Annotated in this window: 17 protein-coding genes, 1 pseudogene and 1 riboswitch; of the genes and pseudogenes, 8 read left to right on the top strand and 10 right to left on the bottom strand. The window is 71.3% G+C overall.

What is annotated here, in order from left to right:
* The 3 genes from C1I95_RS08690 to C1I95_RS08680 all read right to left on the bottom strand — a co-directional run.
* Positions 1 to 1,106 (bottom strand): glycoside hydrolase family 10 protein (locus tag C1I95_RS08690; protein ID WP_111213273.1); only part of this gene is annotated, 1,106 nt, incomplete at its 3' end.
* A gap of 310 nt (positions 1,107 to 1,416) precedes the next feature.
* Positions 1,417 to 2,454, bottom strand: coding sequence for an acetylxylan esterase (locus C1I95_RS08685; RefSeq protein ID WP_111213272.1), 1,038 nt, complete (start codon positions 2,452 to 2,454; stop codon positions 1,417 to 1,419).
* A gap of 20 nt (positions 2,455 to 2,474) precedes the next feature.
* Positions 2,475 to 3,506: a LacI family DNA-binding transcriptional regulator gene (locus C1I95_RS08680; protein WP_111213271.1), complete on the bottom strand. Its 1,032-nt coding sequence runs from the start codon at positions 3,504 to 3,506 to the stop codon at positions 2,475 to 2,477.
* A 297-nt stretch (positions 3,507 to 3,803) separates the two neighbouring features.
* Between C1I95_RS08680 and C1I95_RS08675 the strand changes: the two genes are divergently transcribed.
* The 7 genes from C1I95_RS08675 to C1I95_RS08645 all read left to right on the top strand — a co-directional run bounded on the left by C1I95_RS08675 (position 3,804) and on the right by C1I95_RS08645 (position 14,136).
* Entirely contained in the window at positions 3,804 to 6,254 is a 2,451-nt protein-coding gene (locus C1I95_RS08675; RefSeq protein WP_111213270.1) for a beta-glucosidase, read from the top strand.
* On the top strand, positions 6,251 to 7,234 hold the full coding sequence (locus C1I95_RS08670) for an ABC transporter permease (RefSeq protein WP_111213269.1): 984 nt from the start codon (positions 6,251 to 6,253) through the stop codon (positions 7,232 to 7,234). The genes C1I95_RS08675 and C1I95_RS08670 overlap by 4 nt, the downstream gene beginning before the upstream one ends.
* Entirely contained in the window at positions 7,231 to 8,160 is a 930-nt protein-coding gene (locus tag C1I95_RS08665) for a carbohydrate ABC transporter permease (RefSeq protein WP_233513433.1), read from the top strand. The genes C1I95_RS08670 and C1I95_RS08665 overlap by 4 nt, the downstream gene beginning before the upstream one ends.
* A 45-nt stretch (positions 8,161 to 8,205) precedes the next feature.
* Positions 8,206 to 9,843 (top strand): ABC transporter substrate-binding protein, encoded by a 1,638-nt coding sequence (locus C1I95_RS08660; RefSeq protein ID WP_111213267.1) that lies wholly within the window; start codon positions 8,206 to 8,208, stop codon positions 9,841 to 9,843.
* A 74-nt stretch (positions 9,844 to 9,917) separates the two neighbouring features.
* Complete coding sequence (locus tag C1I95_RS08655) at positions 9,918 to 11,432, top strand: GH39 family glycosyl hydrolase (RefSeq protein WP_111213266.1); 1,515 nt, start codon at positions 9,918 to 9,920, stop codon at positions 11,430 to 11,432.
* The gene (locus C1I95_RS08650; protein WP_233513432.1) at positions 11,429 to 12,112 is read left to right on the top strand and encodes a DUF624 domain-containing protein; all 684 of its coding nucleotides are present in this window, start codon (positions 11,429 to 11,431) and stop codon (positions 12,110 to 12,112) included. Before C1I95_RS08655 ends, C1I95_RS08650 begins: the two co-directional genes overlap by 4 nt.
* Positions 12,109 to 14,136 carry a beta-galactosidase gene (locus tag C1I95_RS08645; protein ID WP_111213264.1) on the top strand — a complete coding sequence of 676 codons (2,028 nt, stop codon included), beginning with the start codon at positions 12,109 to 12,111 and terminating at the stop codon, positions 14,134 to 14,136. Before C1I95_RS08650 ends, C1I95_RS08645 begins: the two co-directional genes overlap by 4 nt.
* A gap of 507 nt (positions 14,137 to 14,643) precedes the next feature.
* Here the strand turns inward: C1I95_RS08645 and C1I95_RS08635 are convergent.
* The 3 genes from C1I95_RS08635 to C1I95_RS08625 all read right to left on the bottom strand — a co-directional run bounded on the left by C1I95_RS08635 (position 14,644) and on the right by C1I95_RS08625 (position 18,065).
* A complete protein-coding gene (locus C1I95_RS08635; RefSeq protein WP_111213263.1) occupies positions 14,644 to 14,946 on the bottom strand; it encodes a DUF4193 domain-containing protein in 303 nt (100 codons plus the stop codon).
* Positions 14,947 to 15,458: 512 nt separating this feature from the next.
* Positions 15,459 to 15,806, bottom strand: coding sequence for a VOC family protein (locus tag C1I95_RS08630; protein ID WP_111213262.1), 348 nt, complete (start codon positions 15,804 to 15,806; stop codon positions 15,459 to 15,461).
* Positions 15,807 to 15,887: 81 nt separating this feature from the next.
* A complete protein-coding gene (locus C1I95_RS08625; RefSeq protein WP_111213261.1) occupies positions 15,888 to 18,065 on the bottom strand; it encodes an alpha-glucuronidase in 2,178 nt (725 codons plus the stop codon).
* A gap of 165 nt (positions 18,066 to 18,230) precedes the next feature.
* Here C1I95_RS08625 and C1I95_RS08620 point away from each other — a divergent pair, with 165 nt between their 5' ends.
* Positions 18,231 to 18,788 (top strand): hypothetical protein, encoded by a 558-nt coding sequence (locus C1I95_RS08620; protein WP_111213260.1) that lies wholly within the window; start codon positions 18,231 to 18,233, stop codon positions 18,786 to 18,788.
* A 78-nt stretch (positions 18,789 to 18,866) separates the two neighbouring features.
* Here the strand turns inward: C1I95_RS08620 and C1I95_RS08615 are convergent, their stop codons facing one another.
* The 4 genes and pseudogenes from C1I95_RS08615 to C1I95_RS08600 form a co-directional block, all read right to left on the bottom strand.
* Positions 18,867 to 19,727, bottom strand: coding sequence for an energy-coupling factor ABC transporter ATP-binding protein (locus tag C1I95_RS08615; RefSeq protein ID WP_111213259.1), 861 nt, complete (start codon positions 19,725 to 19,727; stop codon positions 18,867 to 18,869).
* Positions 19,724 to 20,467, bottom strand: coding sequence for a cobalt ECF transporter T component CbiQ (gene cbiQ / locus C1I95_RS08610; RefSeq protein WP_111213258.1), 744 nt, complete (start codon positions 20,465 to 20,467; stop codon positions 19,724 to 19,726). The genes C1I95_RS08615 and cbiQ overlap by 4 nt, the downstream gene beginning before the upstream one ends.
* Positions 20,468 to 20,482: 15 nt before the next feature.
* Positions 20,483 to 20,796: pseudogene (locus C1I95_RS08605) on the bottom strand (energy-coupling factor ABC transporter substrate-binding protein); the annotation flags it as partial.
* Positions 20,793 to 21,482, bottom strand: coding sequence for an energy-coupling factor ABC transporter permease (locus C1I95_RS08600; protein WP_111213256.1), 690 nt, complete (start codon positions 21,480 to 21,482; stop codon positions 20,793 to 20,795). The gene C1I95_RS08600 and the pseudogene C1I95_RS08605, both read right to left, overlap by 4 nt.
* A gap of 30 nt (positions 21,483 to 21,512) precedes the next feature.
* Positions 21,513 to 21,686: riboswitch (cobalamin riboswitch) on the bottom strand.
* Positions 21,687 to 21,692 lie beyond the last annotated feature (6 nt).

The following is a 21,692-nucleotide window of genomic DNA, read 5'->3' as shown; positions in this document are numbered from 1 at the left end:
GGCGTGGTGGGCGGCGGGGTGGTCGGCGGCGGCGTAGTGGTGGGCGGCGGCGTGCTGCCACCCGCGTTCAGCGCCTCGAGGGTCGCGTTGTACGCGGCCTTCTTGTTGCCGTTGTTGTCGAAGAGCAGCGGGGTGCCGCCGGAGCGCCACGAGTCGCTGTCGCGGATGCCCCACACGGTGATGCCGGTGCAGCGGGCGACGGCGAGGCAGTCGGTGACCACCCGGCGGTACGTCTCGGCCTGCGTGCTGCCGGAGCCCTCGATGTCCAGCTCGGTGATCTGCACGTCCACCCCGAGGGCGGCGAAGCTGGACAGCGTGGTGCGGTAGTTGCTGGGGTACGGCGAGTTGGGGTTGAAGTGCGACTGGAGGCCGACGCAGTCGATCGGCACGCCCCGGCTCTTGAAGTCGCGGACCAGGTTGTAGACGGCCTGCGTCTTGGCGTGGCTCCAGTCGTCGGTGTTGTAGTCGTTGTAGCAGAGCTTGGCGCCCGGGTCGGCGGCCCGCGCGGCGCGGAACGCCGCCTCGATCCAGTCGTTGCCGGTGCGCTGCAGGTTCGAGTCGCGCCGGGCACCGCTGCCGCCGTCGGCGAACGCCTCGTTCACCACGTCCCAGGAGTGGATCTTGCCGCGGTAGTAGGTGGCCACCTGCGTGACGTGGTTGAGCATCGCGTTACGCAGCGCGGTGCCGGACATGTTCTGCATCCAGCCGGGCTGCTGGGAGTGCCAGGCCAGGGTGTGGCCGCGCACCTGCATGCCGTTGGCCCGGGCGTGGTTGACGATCCGGTCCGCGTTGGCGAAGCTGAACTGCCCCTGCTGCGGCTCGGTCGCGTCGATCTTCATTTCGTTCTCGGGGGTGACCGAGTTGAATTCGCGGTTGAGGATGCCGACGTAGGTCGAATCGGAGAGCTTGTACGCCGCCACCGCGGCGCCGAAGTACCGACCCTTCTCGGCCGCGGACGCACCCAGGGTGGTCGCCGCGCTGGCGCTGGAGGCCACCACCACGCTGGTGGCGACGACGGCGAGACCGACCGCGGCCGAGACCAGCGCGGTACGCGGTCGCAGTCGGGTCGCCGGGCGCCCGCTGGCGCGGGCGAAGGCGTTGTTCATGGCATGAGCCTTTCGACGAAGCCGTGCTGATGGGAAGCCGGCCCCGACCACTGCCCAGCACGATGGCCCTCCCCGTCGCCGACGCGGTCGCCCGGGAGCCGCGCCGGCCGGTGCACTCAGCCGGCCATCATGAGTAGTTCGAGGCTGTTCTATCGAAAACAGTATCGAAACACGTCCGAAAGCTCAACGCACTCCGGGCGTCTTTTGTGGACCGCACTTCCCCTCCGGAGCCGGCCCGCCCCACGGCAGGACGGTCGCGCTGGCCAGGACGCCGGCTCCGAAAGTTTCGGCAGCGCCGACCGGCAATCGATCAGCCGACCAGCGCCGCGCCGTCGGCCAGCGGGACCGCCGGGGCGGGCTCGGCGAGCACGCCGGCGAGCCAGCGCAGCTGGCGCCGTACGTGGGTGGCGTCGCCGTGTTCGTGGCCGTTGAACGGGTACACGTGCATGGTCCGGGCGACCGGCTCCGCGCTGCCGTTGGCCGCACCGTACTGGTTGTACGCGGCGAACCCGGTGCTCGGCGGGCACACGGTGTCGCGCAGCCCGACCGCGAAGTGGGCCGGCGCGCAGGCCCGACGGGCGAAGCAGACGCCGTCCACGTAGGAGAGCGTGCGCCGCACCGCGGATTCCGCGTCCCGGTTGACGGCGAGGTAGTTGACGATCTCGCCGTACGGTGCGGCGTCGGTGATCTCGATGGCCCGCTGGACGTGGCAGAGGAACGGCGCGGTGCTCATCAGCGCGGCGAGATCGGGCACCAGCCCGGCGACCGCGAGGGCCAACCCACCGCCCTGACTGTTGCCGGCGGCCACCACCCGCTGCGGGTCGACTCCGGGCAGGGCCCGGGCCGCCTGGACCGCGCGCACCGCGTCGGTGATGAGCCGCCGGTAGTAGTAGCCCTCCGGCGCCAGGATGCCCCGGGTCACCGGCCACGGCCCACCCGGCGCGGCGCCGTGCGGGTCGGCCGTGTCGCCCACGCCGTACTGGCCGGACTGCCCCCGGGCGTCCATCAGCAGGTGCGCGTAGCCGGCCACCGGCCAGGTCAGGCGTTCGTGCGGCAGGCCCCGGCCGCGCCCGTAGCCGACGTACTCCACCACCACCGGCAGCGGCTCGTCCACTCCGGACGGCCGGGTGTACCAGGCCCGGACCGGGTCACCGGCGAACCCGGCGAAGGTGACGTCCCAGCTGTCGACCAGGCGCAGGTCGGTCGGCTCGGGACGGACGTCGACCAGCACCGGCCGCGCCGCCGCCTCCCGCAGGGTGGCCCGCCAGAACGCGTCGAAGTCGGCGGGCTCCGGCACGGCGGGAGCGTACTGCCGCAGCTGGTCGAGGGGCAGGTCGAACAGGGGCATGGATCCTCGCAGGTGAGCGGTCAGGTCGGTGGCGGCGGTGCGGTGCTCTCGCGTACCACCAGCTCGGCGACCAGGTCGATCCGGCTCGGCGGCAGGGCGACCCCGCGGGCGAGGTCGAGCAGCATCCGGGTCGCCGTGCCGGCCATGTCGCGCAGCGGCTGGTTGACCGTGGTCAGTGCCGGGCCGATCCAGGCGGCGACCGGGAGGTTGTCGTAGCCGACCACGGACAGGTCGCCGGGCACGTCCAGACCGAGCTGCCGGGCCGCCCGCAGGACCCCCATCGCCTGCAGGTCCGAGCCGGCGAAGATCGCGGTCGGCCGGTCCGGCCGGCTCAGCAGCTCGATGCCGTGGGTGTAGCCGGCGTCGAGGTGGAAGTTCCCGGCGCGGACCAGGGCGGGGTCGACCGGTACGCCGAGTTCCTCGTGGGCGCAGCGGAAGCCGGCGGTGCGGGCCCGGGCGCAGAGCACGTCCGGCGGACCGGAGATGATCGCGACCCGGCGGTGCCCGAGCTCCAGCAGGTGGCGGGTGGCGAGCAGGCCGCCGTTCCAGTTGTTCGAGCCGACGGTGGGCACCGAGGCCGAGCTGGCGCTGTCGGTGTCGACCACCACGACCGGGATCGCCTGGCGCTGCAACTGCTGCCGTTGCTGGTCGGTCAGGTTGCACATGACCAGCAGTACGCCGAGCGGGCGCCGGGCGATCAGTGCGTCCACCCACGACTGCGGCGGCCGGTGCGCGCCACCCAGTTGCGACAGCACCACGTTCAGCTGGGTGGCGGAGGTGACCGCCTCGACCCCACGGATGATCTCCAACGCCCAGTCGGAGCCGAACTCGTGGAACACCAGGTCGATCTGGCCCTCGCCGGTGGTCCGCCGGGCGCGGCGACGGTAGCGGTGTCGCTCCAGGCTGGCCTCGACCCGCGCCCTGGTCCCGGCCGCGACGTCCGACCGCCCGTTGAGGACCTTGGAGACGGTCGCCGACGACACGCCGACCTCCTGCGCGATGGTCGCGATCGTCGTGGAGCCGAGCCCGGTCGGCGATCGGTCGTCAGTCATCCGATCCTCTGCAACGCTCCCGAAAATTTCGGAGAACTGTAGCACGGCGTCGGCGGGTAGGCGATGACGGAAGTCGATGGTGGTGGGACTGGCGCCGAGCATCAGGCAATCGCTTGCCTGCGCAGCAGGTGCAGCGTGAACAGCATGTCCCCGAACCCTTGACACGTCTCTTCGACGCCCATAAATTCCCGACACAGATGCCGAGCTGGTTATCGAAATTTTCGAGAATCGCCGTGCGCCACGGCGGTGGGCGTGGCCGGCCGGGACGACCTCCCGGGCGCGGCCAGAGGGGTTCGCATGACAAGTCAGCTGCCCGTCGACGATCGACCGGCGTCACCGGACGCCGATCGGTGGCGTGACCCGGGGCTGCGGCCCGACGAACGGGCCGACGCGCTCATCCCGCTGATGTCGCTGGAGGAGAAGGCCGCCCAGCTGGTCGGTCTCTGGGTCGGCGCCGACGCCTCCGGTGAGGGCGTCGCGCCCCACCAGACCGACATGGTCGAGCACACCCCGCCCTGGCCGGACGCGATCCGGCACGGCCTCGGGCAGCTGACCCGGCCGTTCGGCACCGCACCGGTCGACCCGGTCCTCGGCGCCCGGTCGCTGGCCGCCTCCCAGGCACAGATCGTGGCGGCCAGCCGGTTCGGCATCCCGGCCCAGGTCCACGAGGAGTGCCTGACCGGCCTCGCCGCCTGGCGCGCCACCGTCTATCCGGCCCCGTTGAGCTGGGGTGCGGCCTTCGATCCCGACCTGGTCGAGGAGATGGCCGGGCGGATCGGCCGGTCAATGCGGGCCGCCGGGGTCCACCAGGGCCTTGCCCCGGTGCTGGACGTGACCCGCGACTACCGCTGGGGGCGAACCGAGGAGACGATCGGCGAGGACCCGTACCTGGTCGGCACGGTCGGTGCGGCGTACGTGCGCGGGCTGGAACGGGCCGGCGTGGTGGCGACGCTGAAGCACTTCGCCGGCTACTCCGCCTCCCGGGGCGGACGGAACCTCGCCCCGGTGCCGATGGGCCGCCGGGAACTGGCCGACGTGATCCTGCCGCCGTTCGAGATGGCCCTGCGGCTGGGCGGCGCCCGGTCGATCATGCACTCCTACGCGGAGATCGACGGCGTGCCGGTGGCCGCCGACGAGGAGCTGCTGACCCGGGTGCTGCGGGACCAGTGGGAGTTCACCGGGACGCTGGTCGCCGACTACTTCGCCGTCCGGTTCCTGCAGACCCTGCACGGTGTCGCCGCGGACGCCGGCGGGGCCGCCCGGCTCGCCCTGCGCGCCGGCATCGACGTGGAACTGCCCACCGTGGACACCTTCGGCGCACCGCTGGTGGCGGCGGTGCGCGCCGGCGAGGTCGACGAGGTCCTGCTCGACCGCGCGCTGCGCCGAGTGCTGATCCAGAAGATCGAGCTGGGGTTGCTCGACGACGGGTGGCGGGCGCTGCCTGCCGACGTCGACGGGCTGCGCCTGGACGACGACGCCGACCGGGCGGTCGCCCTGCGGCTGGCCCGCCAGTCCGTCGTCCTGCTGCGCAACGACGACGGACTGCTGCCGCTCGCCGCCGACCAGCAGGTCGCGCTGGTCGGCCCGGTCGCGGACGACCCGATGGCCATGCTCGGCTGCTACTCCTTCCCGCTGCACGTGGGCCCGCAGTACCCCGAGCACGGGATCGGGGTGGAGATACCGTCGCTGCGCGAGGCACTGCAACGGCGGCATCCGCAGCTCACCCACGTGCCGGGCACCACCATCACCGGGGACGACACCGCCGGCATCGCCGCGGCGGTGGCGGCGGCCACCGACGCCGACGTGTGCGTGCTCGCCGTGGGCGACCGGGCCGGCCTGTTCGGTCGGGGCACCTCCGGCGAGGGCTGCGACGCGATCGACCTCCAGCTGCCCGGGGTGCAGGCCGAACTGGTACGCGCGGTGCTGGCCACCGGAACACCGGTGGTGCTGGTGGTGCTCTCCGGCCGGCCGTACGCGCTCGGCGCGGCGGTGGACGGCGCCGGTGCGATCGTGCAGGCGTTCTTCCCCGGCCAGCTCGGCGGCCAGGCGCTGGCCGAGGTGCTCACCGGCGAGGTCGACCCGTCCGGGCGGCTGCCGGTCAGCGTGCCCCGGCACACCGGCGGCCAGCCGGGCACCTACCTCTCCCCCGCCCTGGGCCGCCGCACCCAGGTGTCGTCGGTGGACCCGACGCCCGCGTTCCCGTTCGGCCACGGGCTCAGCTACACCACCTTCGAGTGGAGCGACGCCACGGTGGGCACCAGCCCGACCGCCGGGCCGGCCGACCCCACGGCTGAGCCGGCCAGTGCCAACGGTGCCACCAGCACCACCGGCGAGCCGGTGAGCTGGGCGGTCGACGGCGAGGCGACGGTCGGCGTCACGATCCGCAACACCGGGTCGCGGGCCGGCACCGAGGTGGTCCAGCTCTACCTGCACGACCCGGTGGCGCAGACCACCCGACCGGTGGTCCGCCTGGTCGGATACGCGCGGGTGCCGGTGGAGCCGGGCACGGCGGCCCGGGTCACCTTCGTCGTCCCCGCCGACGTCACCTCGTTCACCGGGGTGCACGGCCGGCGGGTGGTCGAACCCGGTGACGTGCAGCTGCGTCTCGGCCGGTCCAGCGGCGACATCGTGGCGAGCCTGCCGCTGCGGCTGGTCGGCGACGAACGCGAGGTCGGCCACCAGCGGCAGTTGGTCTCCCGGGTACGCGTCGAGCGCGCCGCCGTACCGGCGCCGCGGGGCCGGCGATGAGCACGCCGACCACGGTCACCTCGCCGGCGCCGGCACCCGGCCCGCCGGCTTCCCGCCCACCGGTTCCGCGCGCCGCGCGCCGGACCTGGCGCCGGGCGCTGCGCCGGGACTGGCAGCTGTACTCGCTGGCCATCCTGCCGCTGCTGTTCTTCCTGGTCTTCCGGTACCTGCCGATGCTCGGCAACGTGATCGCCTTCCGCCGGTTCCAGCCCGGCGGCAGCATCTTCGGCGAGTACTGGGTGGGTCTGCGGTACGTGAAGATGTTCCTCAGCGACCCCACCTTCTGGAACGTCTTCACCAACACGCTGGTGCTGGGCGCGCTGACCCTGCTGTTCTGCTTTCCGCTGCCGATCGTGCTCGCGCTGCTGCTCAACGAGGTACGCGCCCGCAAGCTCAAGCGGTTCGTGCAGTCGGTGTCCTACCTGCCGCACTTCCTGTCCATCGTGATCGTGGCAGCCATGGTCATGCAGCTGCTGTCCATGGACGGGTCGATCAACCAGCTAGTGCGGGCGGCCGGCGGCGAGGCGGTGCCGTTCCTGCAACGGCCCGAGTGGTTCCGGGCCATCTACGTCTCGTCGGAGGTCTGGCAGACCGTCGGCTGGGGCACCATCCTCTACCTCGCCGCGCTCACCACCATCGACGACGACCTGTACGAGGCGGCCCGGATCGACGGCGCCAACCGGTGGCGGCAGACCTGGCACGTCACCCTGCCCGGCATCCGGCCGACCATGGTGACGCTACTGATCCTCAACATCGGCGCTTTCATGGCGGTCGGGTTCGAGAAGATCCTGCTGCTCTACAACCCGCTGACGTATCCGACCGCCGACGTGATCTCCACGTACCTGTTCCGGATGGGCTTCGCGTCCAGCAACTTCAGCTACGCCGCCGCGATCGGGCTCTTCGAGGCGGTGATCGGGCTGATCCTCGTCATGTCGGCGAACCTGATCGCCCGTCGCACGGTGGGGACGAGCCTGTGGTGACCGTCGACACCGCCGAGCGCGCCACCGAGACCAGGCCGCGCCGGCGGCGGGGCATCCGGCAGACCCGGGGCTACCGGGTGTTCCAGGTGGTCAACGCGATCGTCCTGACCCTCGTCGTGCTGGTGACGCTCTACCCGTTCGTCAACATCGTGGCCCGCTCGATGAGCGAGGAGGCGTACATCATCGCCGGCCAGGTGAACCTCGTCCCGCGCGGGTTCAACCTGGACACCTATCGGCTGGTGATGTCCGACTCGATGTTCTGGACGAACTACCGCAACACCGTGGTCTACACCGTCGCCGCCACGGTCATCTCGATCGTGATGACCACCTGCTACGCGTACGTGCTGTCCAAGAAGCACCTCAAGGGTCGCAGCGCGCTGGTCGGCATCGCGGTGTTCACCATGTTCTTCTCCGGCGGGCTGATCCCCAACTACGTGCTGGTCACCAGCCTGGGCCTGAAGAACAGCGTCTGGGCCATCGCGCTGCCCAACGCGATCAACGTGTTCAACCTGCTGGTGATGAAGGCGTTCTTCGAGAGCCTGCCGGTCGAGTTGGAGGAGGCCGCCGCCGTCGACGGGCTGAACACGTACGGCATCCTGCTGCGGATCGTGCTGCCGCTGTCGAAGGCCATCGTCGCCACGATGGTGTTGTTCTACGCGGTGGCCTTCTGGAACTCGTGGTTCGCCGCGTTCCTCTACATGGACCGGCAGGAGCTCTGGCCGGTGACCGTCTACCTGCGCAACCTGATCGCGGGGGCCACCGGCGCGGAGAACGTCGGCGCGATCGCCGAGGCCAACGAGGTCCAGGCCGAGGCGACCCTCAAGGCCGTGACCATCGTGCTCACCACCCTGCCCATCCTCCTGGTCTATCCCTTCGTCCAGCGGTACTTCGTCCGCGGCATCATGCTCGGCGCGGTCAAGGGATAGCCAGCGTGTCCACCCACCCCCACCACCGAACCGAGAGGACCCGCCATGTCCCGCAGACCGTGGCGCCGCGTTGCCACAGCCGCCGCCGCTCTGCTCGCGGCCACCAGCATCGCCGCCTGTAGTGACGACCCGTCCGACGCCCAGGACCTGTCGGAGAACCGGGTCGGCGCGATGGCCGAGTACGCCGCCGGTACGCAGTTCAAGGCCACCGAGCCGCTGTCCTTCTCCGTCCTCTACAACAACCACCCGAACTACCCGCTGAAGAACGACTGGCTGTTCTGGTCGGAGCTGACCTCGCGGACCAACGTCACGCTCGACCCGGTCGCCGTGCCGCTGAGCGACTACAACCAGAAGCGCAGCCTGCTCATCGGCGCCGGTGACGCGCCGTTGCTCATCCCGAAGACGTACCCGCCGGACGTGAACACGTTCGTCTCTTCCGGGGCGATCCTGCCGGTCAGCGACTACCTCGACCTGATGCCGAACCTCAAGGACAAGATCGAGAAGTGGAACCTGAAGCCTGAGATCGACACGCTCCGGCAGGAGGACGGCAAGTTCTATCTGCTGCCCGGTCTGCACGAGAAGCCCTGGCACGACTACTCGCTGGCCGTCCGCACCGACATCATGCAGGAGCTGAACCTGGAGGTCCCGAAGACCTGGGACGACCTCTACACCGTGCTCAAGGCGATGAAGGCGAAGTATCCGGACGTCTACCCGTTCTCGGACCGGTGGAGCCAGCCCAACCCGGCCGGCAACCTGCTCAACCTGCTGGCCGTGTCGTACGGGCTGGAGGGCGCGGGCTGGAACTTCCAGCACGTCAGCTGGGACCCCGAGGCGAAGAAGTTCGAGTACACCGGCGCCACCGAGAAGTACAAGCAGATGTTGCAGTACCTCAACAAGCTGGTCGCCGAGAAGCTGCTCGACCCGGAGAGCTTCACCCAGACCGACGACGTCGCCCGACAGAAGCTCGCCAACGGCAAGTCCTTCGTGATCAGCGCCAACGCCCAGGCCGTGGTCAACGACTACCGGCCGGACCTGGCGAGGAACGCCAACGCCAAGATCGCGAAGATCCCGCTGCCGGTCGGGCCGGCTGGTGAGATCAACCCAGCCAGCCGCCTGGAGAACGGCATGATGATCTCCTCGAAGGCCCGGGACAGCAAGAACTTCGTGGCGATGATGCAGTTCGTCGACTGGCTGTGGTATTCCGACGCGGGCCAGGAGTTCGCCAAGTGGGGCGTGGAAGGCACCACCTTCACCAAGGACGCCGCCGGCAAGCACACCCTCGCGCCGGACGTCAACGTCATCGGCCTGAACCCCGATGCCCCGAAGCACCTGCAGAAGGACTTCGGCTTCTACAACGGGGTGTTCGCCTACGGCGGCACCCCGGAACTGGTGCAGGCGTTCTTCTCCCCGGAGGAGCAGGAGTTCCAGCAGGTGATGAACGCCCGGACCCCGAAGTTGCCGCCGCCGCCGTATCCGCTGCGCGACGAGGAGCGGGAGCAGGTGTCGCTCTGGGAGACCCCGCTGCGCGACCACGTCTATCAGGCCACCCTCCAGTTCATCCTCGGGCAGCGTGACTTCGCCCAGTGGGACGCCTACCTGGCGGAGCTGAAGAGCAAGAACATGGACGCCTACATGGAGACGGTCACCAAGGCGTACGACCGCTACCAGCAGGCGAACGGCTAGCACCTGGCCGGTCCGGTCGTGTCGGTGCGACCGGACCGGCTGGCTCCCCGCAGGCACCGAGCACGAGGACGACGATGCGCATCACCGTTGCGGAGCACCCCTGCGGCCGACTGTCCGACGCGTGGCGGTTCGCCGTCGGCACCGGCCGGTTCGAGCTGGCGCTGCGGCGCGACTACCAGGACTCTCTCGCGCTGATCCAACGCGAGATCGGCTTCCGGCATATCCGTGGGCACGGGCTGTTCAGCGACGGCGTCGGCGTGCACCGCCCGTACGACTACCGGGGCGAGCGCCACGTCCGGCACGCCTTCACGTACCTCGACCAGGTCGTCGACGCGTACCTCGAACTGGGCATCCGGCCGTTCCTGGAGCTGGGATTCATGCCCGCCGACCTGGCCAGTGGCGACCAGACGGTGTTCTGGTGGCGCGGCAACGTCACCCCGCCCCGCTCGCACACCGAGTGGGCCGACCTGGTCCGGGCCACGGTCGGTCACCTCGTCGACCGGTACGGGCTGGCCGAGGTGCGCGGCTGGCCCATCGAGGTGTGGAACGAACCCGACCTCACCGACTTCTGGCAGGACGCCGACGCCGGCGCCTACCACCGGCTGTACGAGGTGACCGCGCACGCGGTCAAGGAGGTGGACGCCGAACTCCAGGTGGGCGGCCCGGCGCTCTCCCCCGGTGCCGGCGACGACTGGCTGCCCCGGTTCGCCGAGTTCGTCACCGACCGGTCGGTGCCGGTCGACTTCGTCAGCCGGCACGCGTACACCTCCGGGCCGGCCCAGCACGTGCCGTTCGGCGTACACCAGACCCTGGCCCCGGCGGCCCGGCTGCTGGAACAGTTCGCCAGCCCGCGCCAACAGCTCGCCGGCACCCCGCTCGCCGAGCTGCCCGTGCACGTCACCGAGTTCAACTCCTCCTACCGGCCGGACAACCCGATCCACGACACCGCGTTCCACGCCGCCTACCTCGCCCCGGTGCTGGCCGGCGGCGGCGACCTGGTCGACTCCTTCGCGTACTGGACGTTCAGCGACATGTTCGAGGAGCAGGGGGTGCCGACCACGCTGTTCCACGGCGGGTTCGGCCTGCTCACCCACCGCCAGATCAAGAAACCCACCTACCACCTGTACGCGTTCATGAGCCGGCTCGGCGACCAGGTGCTCGCCCGGGGCGCGGACCACCTGGTCACCCGCGACGACTCCGGCCGGGTCACCGTGCTGGCCTGGGCGCCGGTCGACGTCACCGGCCGCGACCCGGTCGACGGGCACACCGTGCGCCTGTCGCTGCCGGTGGCCCCGGCCCGTACCGCCTTCCTGCTGCGCTCCTCGGTCAGCGAGGAGGCGGGCAACGCCTGGCGGGCGTGGTGCGAGCTGGGCCGCCCGGCCTCGCCGACCGCGTACCAGCTCGACCTGCTGCGGACGGCCGCCGAGCCGGCCCGGCGGCACGCGTCGCTGCCGGTGGTGGCCGGCCGCGTCGAGCTGGACCTGCACCTGACCCGGCACGAGGTGACCCTGGCCGAGGTCACCCCGGTGACCGACGAGACACCACCATGGTGGGACGAGCGCCGCCTGTTCGGCCGGGAGCCGTCGTGAGCACCGCGGTTCGGCGTGAGTTCGGCGAGGGGCCGCTGTCGCGGGGGGCCGCGCTGGTCTACACCCTGCTGGTGGTCGAGTTGCTGCTGTTGCTCTGCGCGGCGCCCGGCCTGGCCGCGCTGTTCGCGTTGGAGCGCCACGTGAGCAACCTGCCGCTGGTCGCCGTCTGCGCGGTGCCGCTCGGCCCGGCGCTGTCCGCCGCGGTGTACGCGCTGCACCGCCAGCGCCTCGACCTGACCGACCTGCACCCGTGGCGGCTGTTCTGGCGCGGCTACCGGGCCAACCTGGCCGGCTCGCTGCTGGTCTGGGTGCCGACGCTGCTGTGGCTGACCGTCATCGCGGTGAACCTGGTCAACCTGCCGGCCGCCGGGGTCCCGGCCTGGTGGGCGGTGCCGTTGGTGCTGGTCGGCGCGGGGGTGGCCGTGGTCGGGGTCAACGCGCTGGTGATCACCTCGCTGTTCACGTTCCGGCTGCCCGACGTGATTCGGCTGGCCGGGTACTTCGTGCTGCGTACCCCGTTGGTGCCGGTCGGCACCGCGTTGCTGCTGGTCGCGGCGACGATGCTCACCCTGGTCGCCTCGGAGGCGGCGCTCGCCGCACTGGGCTCGGTGCTGGCCCTGGCCCTGGTCCGCGGCGGTGAACCGATGATCGCCACCATCCGGAAGGAGTTCGTGAGGTGAGTCTGCCGGTCACGCCGAAGGTGCCGTTCGGCGGCGACTACAACCCGGAGCAGTGGCCCGAGCCGGTGTGGGGCGACGACTACCGGCTGTTCGACCTGGCCGGCATCGACACCGTCACCCTCGGCGTGTTCGACTGGGCGCTGACCCAGCCGGCCCCGGAGGTGTACGACTTCGCCCTGCTGGATCGCATCGTCGAGCGGGCCACCGCGCAGGGTCGCATGATCTGCCTGGCGACCGGCACGGGAGCCCACCCGGCGTGGTTGGCCCGCGCCCACCCGGAGGTGACCCGGGTCGACTTCGAGGGGCGTCGGCACCGGTTCGGGCAGCGGCACAACTCCTGCCCCAGTTCCCCGGTGTTCCGCCGGCTGTCAGCCGAGTTGGCGCGCCGGGTGGCCGGCCGCTACGCCGACAAGCGGTCGGTGGTGGCCTGGCACGTCGGCAACGAGTACGGCGGTGCCTGCTACTGCGAGCTGTGCGCGGCGGGCTTCCGGGACTGGCTGCGCGAGCGCTACCGCACCCTGGCGGCGCTGAACACGGCCTGGTACACCACGTTCTGGTCGCACACCTTCACCGACTGGGACGAGATCGAGCCGCCGTCGGCGCTGACCGAGCACTGGCGGGGGCCGGACCACACCGCCTTCCAGGGCATCACCCTGGACTACCGGCGGTTCATGTCGGAGGCGATGCTGGCCAACTTCCGCGACGAGAAGGCGGCGATCCGCGAGTCCAGCGAGCTGCCGGTGACCACCAACTTCATGGGCATGTACCGGCCGATCGACTACCACCGCTGGGCGGAGCAGCTGGACTTCGTCTCGTGGGACAACTACCCGCCCGACGACAGCTCGCCACACTGGGCGGCGCTGAGCCACGACCTGATGCGGGGCCTTAAGGGCGGGCAGCCGTTCTGGTTGATGGAGCAGACGCCGAGCATGACGGCCTGCCGGGACGTCAACCAGCTCAAACGGCCCAGGGTGATGCGGCTGTGGAGCTGGCAGGCGGTCGCACACGGCGCGGACGCGGTGCTGTTCTTCCAGCTGCGGGCGTCACGCGGGGCGTGCGAGAAGTACCACGGGGCGGTCATCGGCCACGCCGGCCGCGCCGACACCCGGGTGTTCCGGGAGGTCGCCGAACTCGGGGCGGAACTGGGCCGGCTCGGCGGCGCGACGCTGGGCGCACGGACCCCGGCCCGGGTGGCGTTGCTCTTCGACTGGGACAGCTGGTGGGCGCTGGAGATATCCGACGGCCCGTCCCGGCTGGTCCGCTACCAGCAGGTGCTGCTGGCCTACTACCGCGCGCTGTGGGAGGCCGGGGTGGACGTCGACGTGGTCGCGGTCGACGCGGACCTCTCCGGCTACCAGGTGGTGGTCGCTCCGGCGCTGCACATGGTCAAGGGCGACCTGGCCGAGCGGTTGGCCGGGGTGGCCGAGCGGGGCGGGTCGGTGCTGACCACGTTCCTGTCCGGGCGGGTGGACGTGGACGGCAACGCGTTCCTGATGGACGTGCCCGGCCCGCTGGGGCCGCTGCTGGGTGTCCGGGTCGACGAGTGGGACGCCCGCGAGGCGGACGTGGTCAACCCGGTCTGCCTGGGCGAAGGCGCCGACCGGGTCGAGGTCGCCGCACGGCTGGTGTTCGAGCTGGTCATCGCCGAGGGTGCCGAGGTGGTGGGCAGCTACCAGGCCGACTTCTACGCGGGCACCCCGGCGGTCACCCGCCACGCGTACGGCGCCGGCCACGGCTGGTACGTCGGCACGGCGCTGGACCAGCCCGGCGTGTCCTGGGTGGTGCGGCAGGTGCTCGACCACCACGGCCTGACCGGACCGTACCCGGACCTGCCGGGCCTGGAGACCACCGTGCGGGTCACCGGTGACGGGACGCGGCTACGGTTCCTGCTCAACCACGACGCCGAGCCGGTGCAGGTGACCGCCACCGTCGGCGGCGTCGACCTGCTCACCGGTGCCCGGGTCGAGCCCGGCGAGCCACTGCGGCTCGACGGCCACGGGGTCCGCGTGGTCCGCGAGGAGTAGCTCCACCCAACTCCCTGACCCACCATTGCGGTTCGGTATCGGTCTGGCGGGACCGGAATGCCCTACAGCAGTTCGTGGCATGGCCGGCCCACCTGGCGATAATGAAGCGGTACCGCCGACGTGGCCGCCTGACATCGACCACGTGGACGGCCGAACGGTGCGAACCGTCGAGTATCTGGCGGGAAGCCCGGCCACACCTTGCCGGCCGGTGAGCCGCCGCAGCGGGCATGCCTTGCCGCGGGCGGCGCTATCTCGCGATGCTATACGGTCAGCAGGTGAGAATCGAACGTCACTGGTGGAACGGGGACCGGAGTCCGCGAGGGCGTCGCGACGTCTACATCCGCACCGACGGCCAGCAATGGGAAGTAGAGGCGCAAACCGGCGGCACCGCAGGCCGGTCGAAGCTGTACCCCTGTCCGAGTCGGGCCTCTGCGGAGATCCTCGCCGACGCATGGCTGGGTAGTCGTCGTCCGGAATGGCGGCAAATGGTGCCCTGACCGTGGGATGTCAGGAGCACTCCCGGCAGACCTCCCGGCCGTCGGGCACCACGGCGAGCTGATTGCGGTGATGCACCAAGAAGCAGAGCGCGCATCGGAACTCGTCCGGCTGCATCGGTACGACCGCCACGGTCAGTTCCTCGCCGGACAGATCCGCGCCGGGCAACTCGAAGTTCTCGGCAGCCTCGGCCTCGTCGAGGTCAACTCTCGCTGACTGCGACGCCGCTCCGCGCGTCTTGAGTTCCTCCAGGCTGTCGTCTTCAACCTCGACGACGGGTCGACGCGGTGCGTCGTAATCGACGGCCTTGCTCATCGTGATGGCCTTTCCGGCTTTGGTTCATGGGTGTCACGTCACGACGGGCGACCGCGGGGATCAGGTCGTGGCGCTCAAGAGAGCGTTGAAAGGGCACGGGAGCCGTGTGCCGCCGAAGGCTCCGCCAACGGATCAGCCGCTTCGGCGGTTACCCCACCGACGCGGGCTCTGGACCGAGCCCCGACCGCCGAGGTGCTGACCCTTTCCATACGGTTGAGACGAGGCGACCTTCCCCTTCGCGCGTCGGGCAGCCCGATTTGCGTAAACGGCCGGCTCGTCGGTCTCGGTCTCGGTCTCGCCCGTGGTTGGCGTGTCGGCGTCCTCGGCGTGGGCGTCTTGAACGGGCTCAGGCTCCGCCATCGGTATCTCCCTGGATTCGTGAGGGCACCCTGCGGACCATCGCCAGCCGGCGGACGCGGACTGGTCGACGCCGGTGTGGGCACCTTGACGGTATCGCAACGCCGACCTCGTCCGATCGCCGGTCCCTAGAGCCCACGGACGGCAACCCGCCGTCAGCGGTGGCCGACGACGTTGACCACCTTGCCGTCCGGGTCGCGGACGAAGAAGCGCCGGACGCCCCACTGCTCGTCGGTAATCGGGTGCACGATCTCTGCGCCCGTCGCGCGTACCGCCTCGTAGGCGGCGTCGACGTCATCGACCTCCACGCTGAGGTCCGGATTTTCGGAGGCCGCGGCATCCTTGGTGATGAGGATGACCTGGGCGGTGGGGTTGGACGGTGAGACCAGGTTGACCACCCAGCCCAGGTTCATCTCCTCGCGGAAGCCCAGAAGCTGGTAAAAGCCGCTGCTCACGACCGGGTCGGCGGTGGTGATATCGGGCACCGCACGGCGAATAGTCATTGCCGGATTTTGGCATGGGAAGTACCGGCTCGCACGGATAGTGGCGCTGCGCCCCGGGACGGCTGGCCGACTCGGCGTGACTCAGTGCAGCGGGCGGCCGTGGGCGTCGGGGACGCCGGACTTGCGGTGGAAGTAGGCGTTGACCTGGTCCCGCCACTCCTGAGCGCAGCGCAACTGCTCGGCCAGGCGCTCGGTGACCCGGGCGTGCACGGTCGGGTCGACCAGCCCGGCGAGCCACTCCCACCGCCGGCACGTCGCCTCGACCTCGGCCACCCCGTCGAAGTGGGTGTCGTAGATGTGCTGGACGACCGTGCTGCCGCTGTGCAGGACGTGGTCGTAGGGCACGTGGTGGAAGAAGAGCAGCAGCTCGTCGGGGCAGGCGGCGAGCGACTCGTACGTCTGCGACCACGGCGGCGGGTACTGGCCGGTGAAGCCGGTGCCGGTGGCGCGGGTACGGTCCACGCCCACGCCGTCGCGGTCGGCGAAGTGGTAGGTGCCCCACGGGGTGTACTCGTACCCGTCGACGTCCGGGCCGTAGTGGTGCCCGGGGCGGACCATGAAGCCCACGCCCAGCGGGGCGGTGTACCGCTCGTAGCTGCGCCACGAGTCGTCCATGATCTGGTGCAGCGTCCGCCGCAGCAGGGCGGGGTCGGCCGACGTCGCCGGGGCGAAGGTCAGGTCGAGCCACTCGTCCAGCACCGCCTCGGGGCGCAGCTTCGGGTCCCAGGCGAGCCGGCCGAAGGCGTACAGGTTGGCCTGGGCCAGCGGATGCCCGGTCCAGAACGGATCGTCGCCCACGTTGGACACCGCGACCAGGCCACCCCCGTCGGCGGCCACGTCGGCGACGGTCCGCTCGCCGTCGCCCCAGGGGGCGAACCGCAGCAGCTCGCTCCACCAGGGCGCCAGGTAGCAGACGTGCTGCTGCTGGCCGGTGTACTCCTGGGTCACCTGGAACTCCACCGCCAGCCGGGTGCCGGGCATGGCCGCGATCACCGGCGAGACCGGCTCCCGGGTCTGGAAGTCCATCGGGCCGTGCTTGACCTGCACGATGACGTTGTCCCGGAACCGACCGTCGAGCGGGGCGAAATGGTCGTGGGCGGCGCGGGCGCGGTCCGTCGAGCGGTCCCGCCAGTCCTGCCGGTGGTCGTAGACGAAGGCCCGCCAGTGCACCACGCCGCCGTACGGTTCCAGCGGCCCGGCCAGCAGGTTCGCCCCGTCGGCGTGGTCACGGCCGTAGCTGAACGGGCCGGGCTGCCCCTCCGAGTCGGCCTTCACCACATACCCGCCGAAGTCGGGGATGTGGGCGTACACCCGCTGGGTGGTCTCGGCCCACCATTCCCGCACCGCCTCGTCGAGCGGGTCGGCGGTGGGCAGGCCGCCGAGGACGACGGGCGCGGCGAAGGTGACCGACAGGTGCACCCGGATGCCGTACGGCCGCAGCAGGTCGGCGATCTCGGCGACCTCGTCGAGCCGGTCGGTCAGCAGACGCGCCTCGGTGGCGTGCACGTTGACGTTGTTCACCGACACCGCGTTGACACCGCAGGCGGCCAGCAGCCGCCCGTACGCCCGGACCCGGTCCCGGTCGCGCCGGGGGTGACCGGCCCGCCAGAAGATCGACCCGCCGGCGTAGCCGCGCTCGACCTGCCCCATCACCGGGTGCACGTCGACGTTGTCCCAGTGGTCGAGCATCCGCCGGCGCATCGCCGGCCGGTGCACCCGCGCCGGATGTGGCGGCCCGTACGCCGCCTCGCCGAGGCGGACCACCTGGAACAGTCCGTAGAGGAGCCCGGCCTGGTCGTCGGCCAGCACCACGGTGACCTCGCCGGGGCGGACCACGGCGAAACCTTCCGGGCCGAGCGGCCCGCCCCCGGCCGCGGCGAGGTCGGCCCGAGCCGCGTCGACGTTGACCCCGAGCGGCCCCGGGTCGACGGCTTCGGTCCAGCCCGGCCGCACGGCGGTCTCGGGCGAACCGGGCCGGGCGGCGTTCGGGGTCCGGCCGGACTGGGTGGCGGTCGGGGTCGCGTCGGGCCGGGCCGCCGATCGGTGCGCGGTCAGGGCGAGCACGAGCTGTACGGGTGGGCCGTCGCCGGTCCGGCGGACCGTGCCGCCGTGCTCGGCGCAGGCCCGCTGGACCTCGGCGAACACCGTGTCGACGAGCGGGCCGTCGCCGTGGACGAGGGTGTGCCGGGAGCCGACCGCGCGGTACGCGGCGGGCGGCAGCCAGGCGGGGTGGACATCGGTCGGGTCGGGGGTGGTCACGCGTGCTCCCGGCGATTCCGTCGCATTGCGCAGATCGTAATGATCGCCTCGAATGCGTCAAGGTCCTTCCGGAAGCTTTCACCGGCACCCAGCAGCGCGGGACCGGCCGGGCACTGCCCCGGGTGCGGGGACCCTTAGGCTGACGCGCATGTCGCGGAGCATGCAGTGATCGACCTGGACGAGCAGAATCACCAGCCGGCGGAGGCGGTCACCGCCACTCCCGACCGCCTCATGGCCAGACGGAAGATGGCGTTGCGGCTCGTCGCGGCGCTGGTGGTCGGCGTTCTGCTGGGCGGCACTGGTGTCAGCGCGCTGCGAGACTCGCGTGATCGGCGGGAGCGGGCCGGTGTGGTCGCACTCGTGGCCTTACCTGTTGTGGGCAACTACGGCTCGACCGTCTCGTCTGAATCGGTCGGCGTGTCCGGGAAGTTGATGTTGGTCAACGCCGGCCCCGTGTCGATCACGGTTCGTGGGGTGCAAGGAGAGCGGCCGGGCGTCGTGATGCACAGCATTGGACAGCCCCGTCTGCTGCCCCCTGGCGGCACCGCTCAGCTCGTGGTCGAGCTGCGATTCGAGTGCTCGATCGCATTCCAGCCGGAGCCGTTGCCGATACGAATATCGGTGCAGACCGACGACAAGCACGTCAGAGAGGTCAGCCGACCGGTCGACTTCGCAGGAAGCGAGTGGGAGCGCGATGCGATGGGCAATTGCGAGCTCCGATAGCCACCGCAGCGTGATGTCACACCGACATATTCATGTCTGTGTGACATCACGCTTCCGGGCGACACATGGGTGCGGCCGTCATTCGCCGGAGCGGCCGCCCGCACGCCCAGCGGGACCTGGGTCCAGCAGGTGGGCGAGTTCGGTCGGGGTGCGTGGCCGGGCGCCGGCCAGACCGGGGGTACGGTCCAGCAGCCGGTGCACCACCGGCGCCCAGGCGGGCGTCAGCCGGGCCCCGGTGAGCAGTTCGCCGCCGGCCAGTTCGGCGCCGGTCACCCCCTGCCGGACGTGCCCGCGCGCCACCAGCACGCGTTCGTCGGCCCAGCGGTAGGCCAGGTCGACGTCGTGCGTGGCCAGCAGCAGCGTGGTGCCGCCCCGGTGCAGGGCATCGAGGGTACGCAGCAGCGCCTCCACCCCGGACGGGTCGAGCCCGGCCGTCGGCTCGTCGAGGATCAGCACCCGTGGGCGCAGCGCCACCGCGCCGGCGATGGCCACCCGCTTGCGTTGCCCATACGACAGCAGGTGGGTGGGCCGGTCGGCGAGGTCGCTGATCTCCAGCGCGGCGAGGGCCTCGGCGCAGCGGTGGCGTACCTGGTCGTCGTCGAGGCCGAGGTTGACCGGTCCGAAGGAGACGTCCTGGAAGACGGTTGCCGCGAACAGCTGGTCGTCGGGGTCCTGGAGGACGAGTTGGACCTGCTGGCGTACGGCGAGCAGGCCGGCCCGGTTCCGGCACAGCGGCACCCCGCCGACCAGCACCGTGCCGCTCTCGGTGGCCAGCGCGCCGACCATCAGCCGGAACAGGGTGGTCTTGCCGCCGCCGTTGGGTCCCAGCACGGCCATCCGTCGGCCGGCCGGCACCACGAGGTCCACCCCGGTGAGGACGGGCCGGTTCGGCTCGTAGCCGAAGCCGACCGCGCGCAGCTCCAGCAGCGGTGTGCTCACCCTGTCACCACCAGCATCCGGGTGGCCAGCACCAGGGCGGCCAGCAGCAGCACGGTGGTGGCGAGGAACGCCGCCGACGGCCGCCGGACCTCGGTGCGTACCGCGAGTGAGCCGGTGTAGCCGCGCAGGGCCAGCCCCTCCTCCAGCCGGCGGGCCAGCGAGAAGGCCCGGAGGAACACCGCGCCGGCCTGCCCGGCCAGGGACCGGTAGGTGCTGGCCCAGGTGCGGTAGCCGAGCCGGGCCGCCTGCGCCTGCCGCACCGCGTGCACGCTGTCCAGCAGCAGGAACAGCATCCGGTAGATCAACGCGGCGACCTCGGTGACGGCGGTGGGCACGCCGATGCGGTGCAGCCGGGGCAGCACGTCGGCCAGGGGCGTGGTGGCGGCGAACAGCAGCAGGCAGAGCAGCGCGGCGGCGGCCCGGCCGGCGGTGGCTCCGGCCGTGGCGACGCCGTCCGGCGCCCACCGGACGCTGGTCGGGCCGGAGACCGCGACCAGCATCGGCACCGACCCGGTGAGGATGAACAGCAGCGGGGTGCGGGCCGCCCGGGCCAGCAGCCGGGGCGGCAGCGCCGCCGGCCCGAGCAGCGCCACCGCCGCGGTCACGCCGACCAGTGCCGCTCCCGGCCAGGGTGGCAGGAGCAGCGCGCAGCCCAGCAGGCCCAGGGCGAGCAGGGCCTTCTCCGCCGGGTGGCGGCGCCGCCAGGGGCTGGCGTACGCCGCCGCGTCCAACGCGAGCACTAGTCGGCGGCCGTGTCCCCGGTGGCGGTCCGCTCGTCGCGCAGCCGCTGCCGGGTCCGGGCGACCCCGAAGTAGTAGCCGAGGAAGCCGGCGCCGAGGGCGGCCTGGAGGGCGAACAGCGCCGACTCGATCTCGCCGGACGGTGGCTCGTAGATCGAGGAGAACCACGGCTCGTAGTCGGGGTGGTCGGCGACGATGGCCTCTTCGGCGAGGGCGTCGGCACCGGTGAACGGTTCTTCGCCGCTGCCCAGCCCCAACGCCAGCGGCGCCACGGCCAGCGCCACCACGGCGAGCAGCAGCAACAGGTTGATCCGGCCGAAGGACTTCATGCCGCCACTCCCCCGGTTGTGGCCGGACGACGCAGCAGCCCGAGCCGGCGTAGCTCCTGCGGGCTCACCCGGGTCAGCAGCCGGACCACCAGGACGGTGAGCAGCCCCTCGCTGATCGCCAGCGGGATCTGGGTGAGCGCGAAGATGGAGCCGAACTTGGCCAGCGCCCCGACGAACCCGGAGTCCGGGTCGGGGAAGGCCAGCGCGAGCTGCGCGCTGGTCACGCAGTAGGTGGCCAGGTCGGCCAGGGCGGCGGCGCAGAACACCGACACCCCGAGGCCGCCGCCGAGCCGGCGAACCAGCACGAAGACGCCGTACGCCACCCAGGGGCCGACGATCGCCATCGAGAAGACGTTCGCGCCGAGGGTGCTGAGCCCGCCGTGGGCCAGCAGCAACGCCTGGAATAGCAGCACGATCGTGCCGAGCACGCTCATCACCGGTGCCCGGAACAGGATCGCCCCCAGACCGACGCCGGTGGGGTGGGAACAGGAGCCGGTCACCGATGGGATCTTCAGTGCCGACAGGACGAAGGTGAACGCCCCGGACGCGCCGAGCAGCAGCTTCGCGTCGGGGTTTCCGCGTACCTGGTGGACCAGGTTGCGGGTGCCGTGGATGACGAACGGTGTCGAGACCGCGAACCATGCCGCGGCCTGCACCGGTGGTAGGTAGCCCTCAGCGATATGCATGAGTCGACCTCCCCTTCCAACACCTCGTGGACGAGATCACACGTCGGGGTCGGTCTCCTGGCTCCCGGATCGTCGCGTACTCCGGCCTTCCCAGGCCCGGTTGGGCCCAGTGGCATGCAAGTCGGAGCGTGCTCCCCGGTCACAGTGGCGAGGGCCGCGCCGGTCTCACACCGGCTTCCCGTTACCGCGACGGCGCGACGGTATCCGTTT

The sequence above is a fragment of the Micromonospora craterilacus genome (genome assembly GCF_003236315.1).
In the GTDB taxonomy this organism is placed as follows: Bacteria; Actinomycetota; Actinomycetes; order Mycobacteriales; family Micromonosporaceae; genus Micromonospora; species Micromonospora craterilacus.
The sequence above is the reverse complement of the archived record's forward strand: the minus strand, read 5'-3'. Positions and strand labels throughout refer to the sequence as shown.

Excerpts from the sequence above, each read along its gene's own strand:
- C1I95_RS08655 (WP_111213266.1), top strand. The coding sequence starts at position 9,918 with ATGCGCATCACCGTTGCGGAGCACCCCTGCGGCCGACTGTCCGACGCG.
- C1I95_RS08675 (WP_111213270.1), top strand. The coding sequence starts at position 3,804 with ATGACAAGTCAGCTGCCCGTCGACGATCGACCGGCGTCACCGGACGCC.
- C1I95_RS08635 (WP_111213263.1), bottom strand. The coding sequence starts at position 14,946 with ATGAGCAAGGCCGTCGATTACGACGCACCGCGTCGACCCGTCGTCGAG.
- C1I95_RS08600 (WP_111213256.1), bottom strand. The coding sequence starts at position 21,482 with ATGCATATCGCTGAGGGCTACCTACCACCGGTGCAGGCCGCGGCATGG.
- C1I95_RS08685 (WP_111213272.1), bottom strand. The coding sequence starts at position 2,454 with ATGCCCCTGTTCGACCTGCCCCTCGACCAGCTGCGGCAGTACGCTCCC.
- C1I95_RS08660 (WP_111213267.1), top strand. The coding sequence starts at position 8,206 with ATGTCCCGCAGACCGTGGCGCCGCGTTGCCACAGCCGCCGCCGCTCTG.
- C1I95_RS08670 (WP_111213269.1), top strand. The coding sequence starts at position 6,251 with ATGAGCACGCCGACCACGGTCACCTCGCCGGCGCCGGCACCCGGCCCG.
- C1I95_RS08630 (WP_111213262.1), bottom strand. The coding sequence starts at position 15,806 with ATGACTATTCGCCGTGCGGTGCCCGATATCACCACCGCCGACCCGGTC.
- C1I95_RS08680 (WP_111213271.1), bottom strand. The coding sequence starts at position 3,506 with ATGACTGACGACCGATCGCCGACCGGGCTCGGCTCCACGACGATCGCG.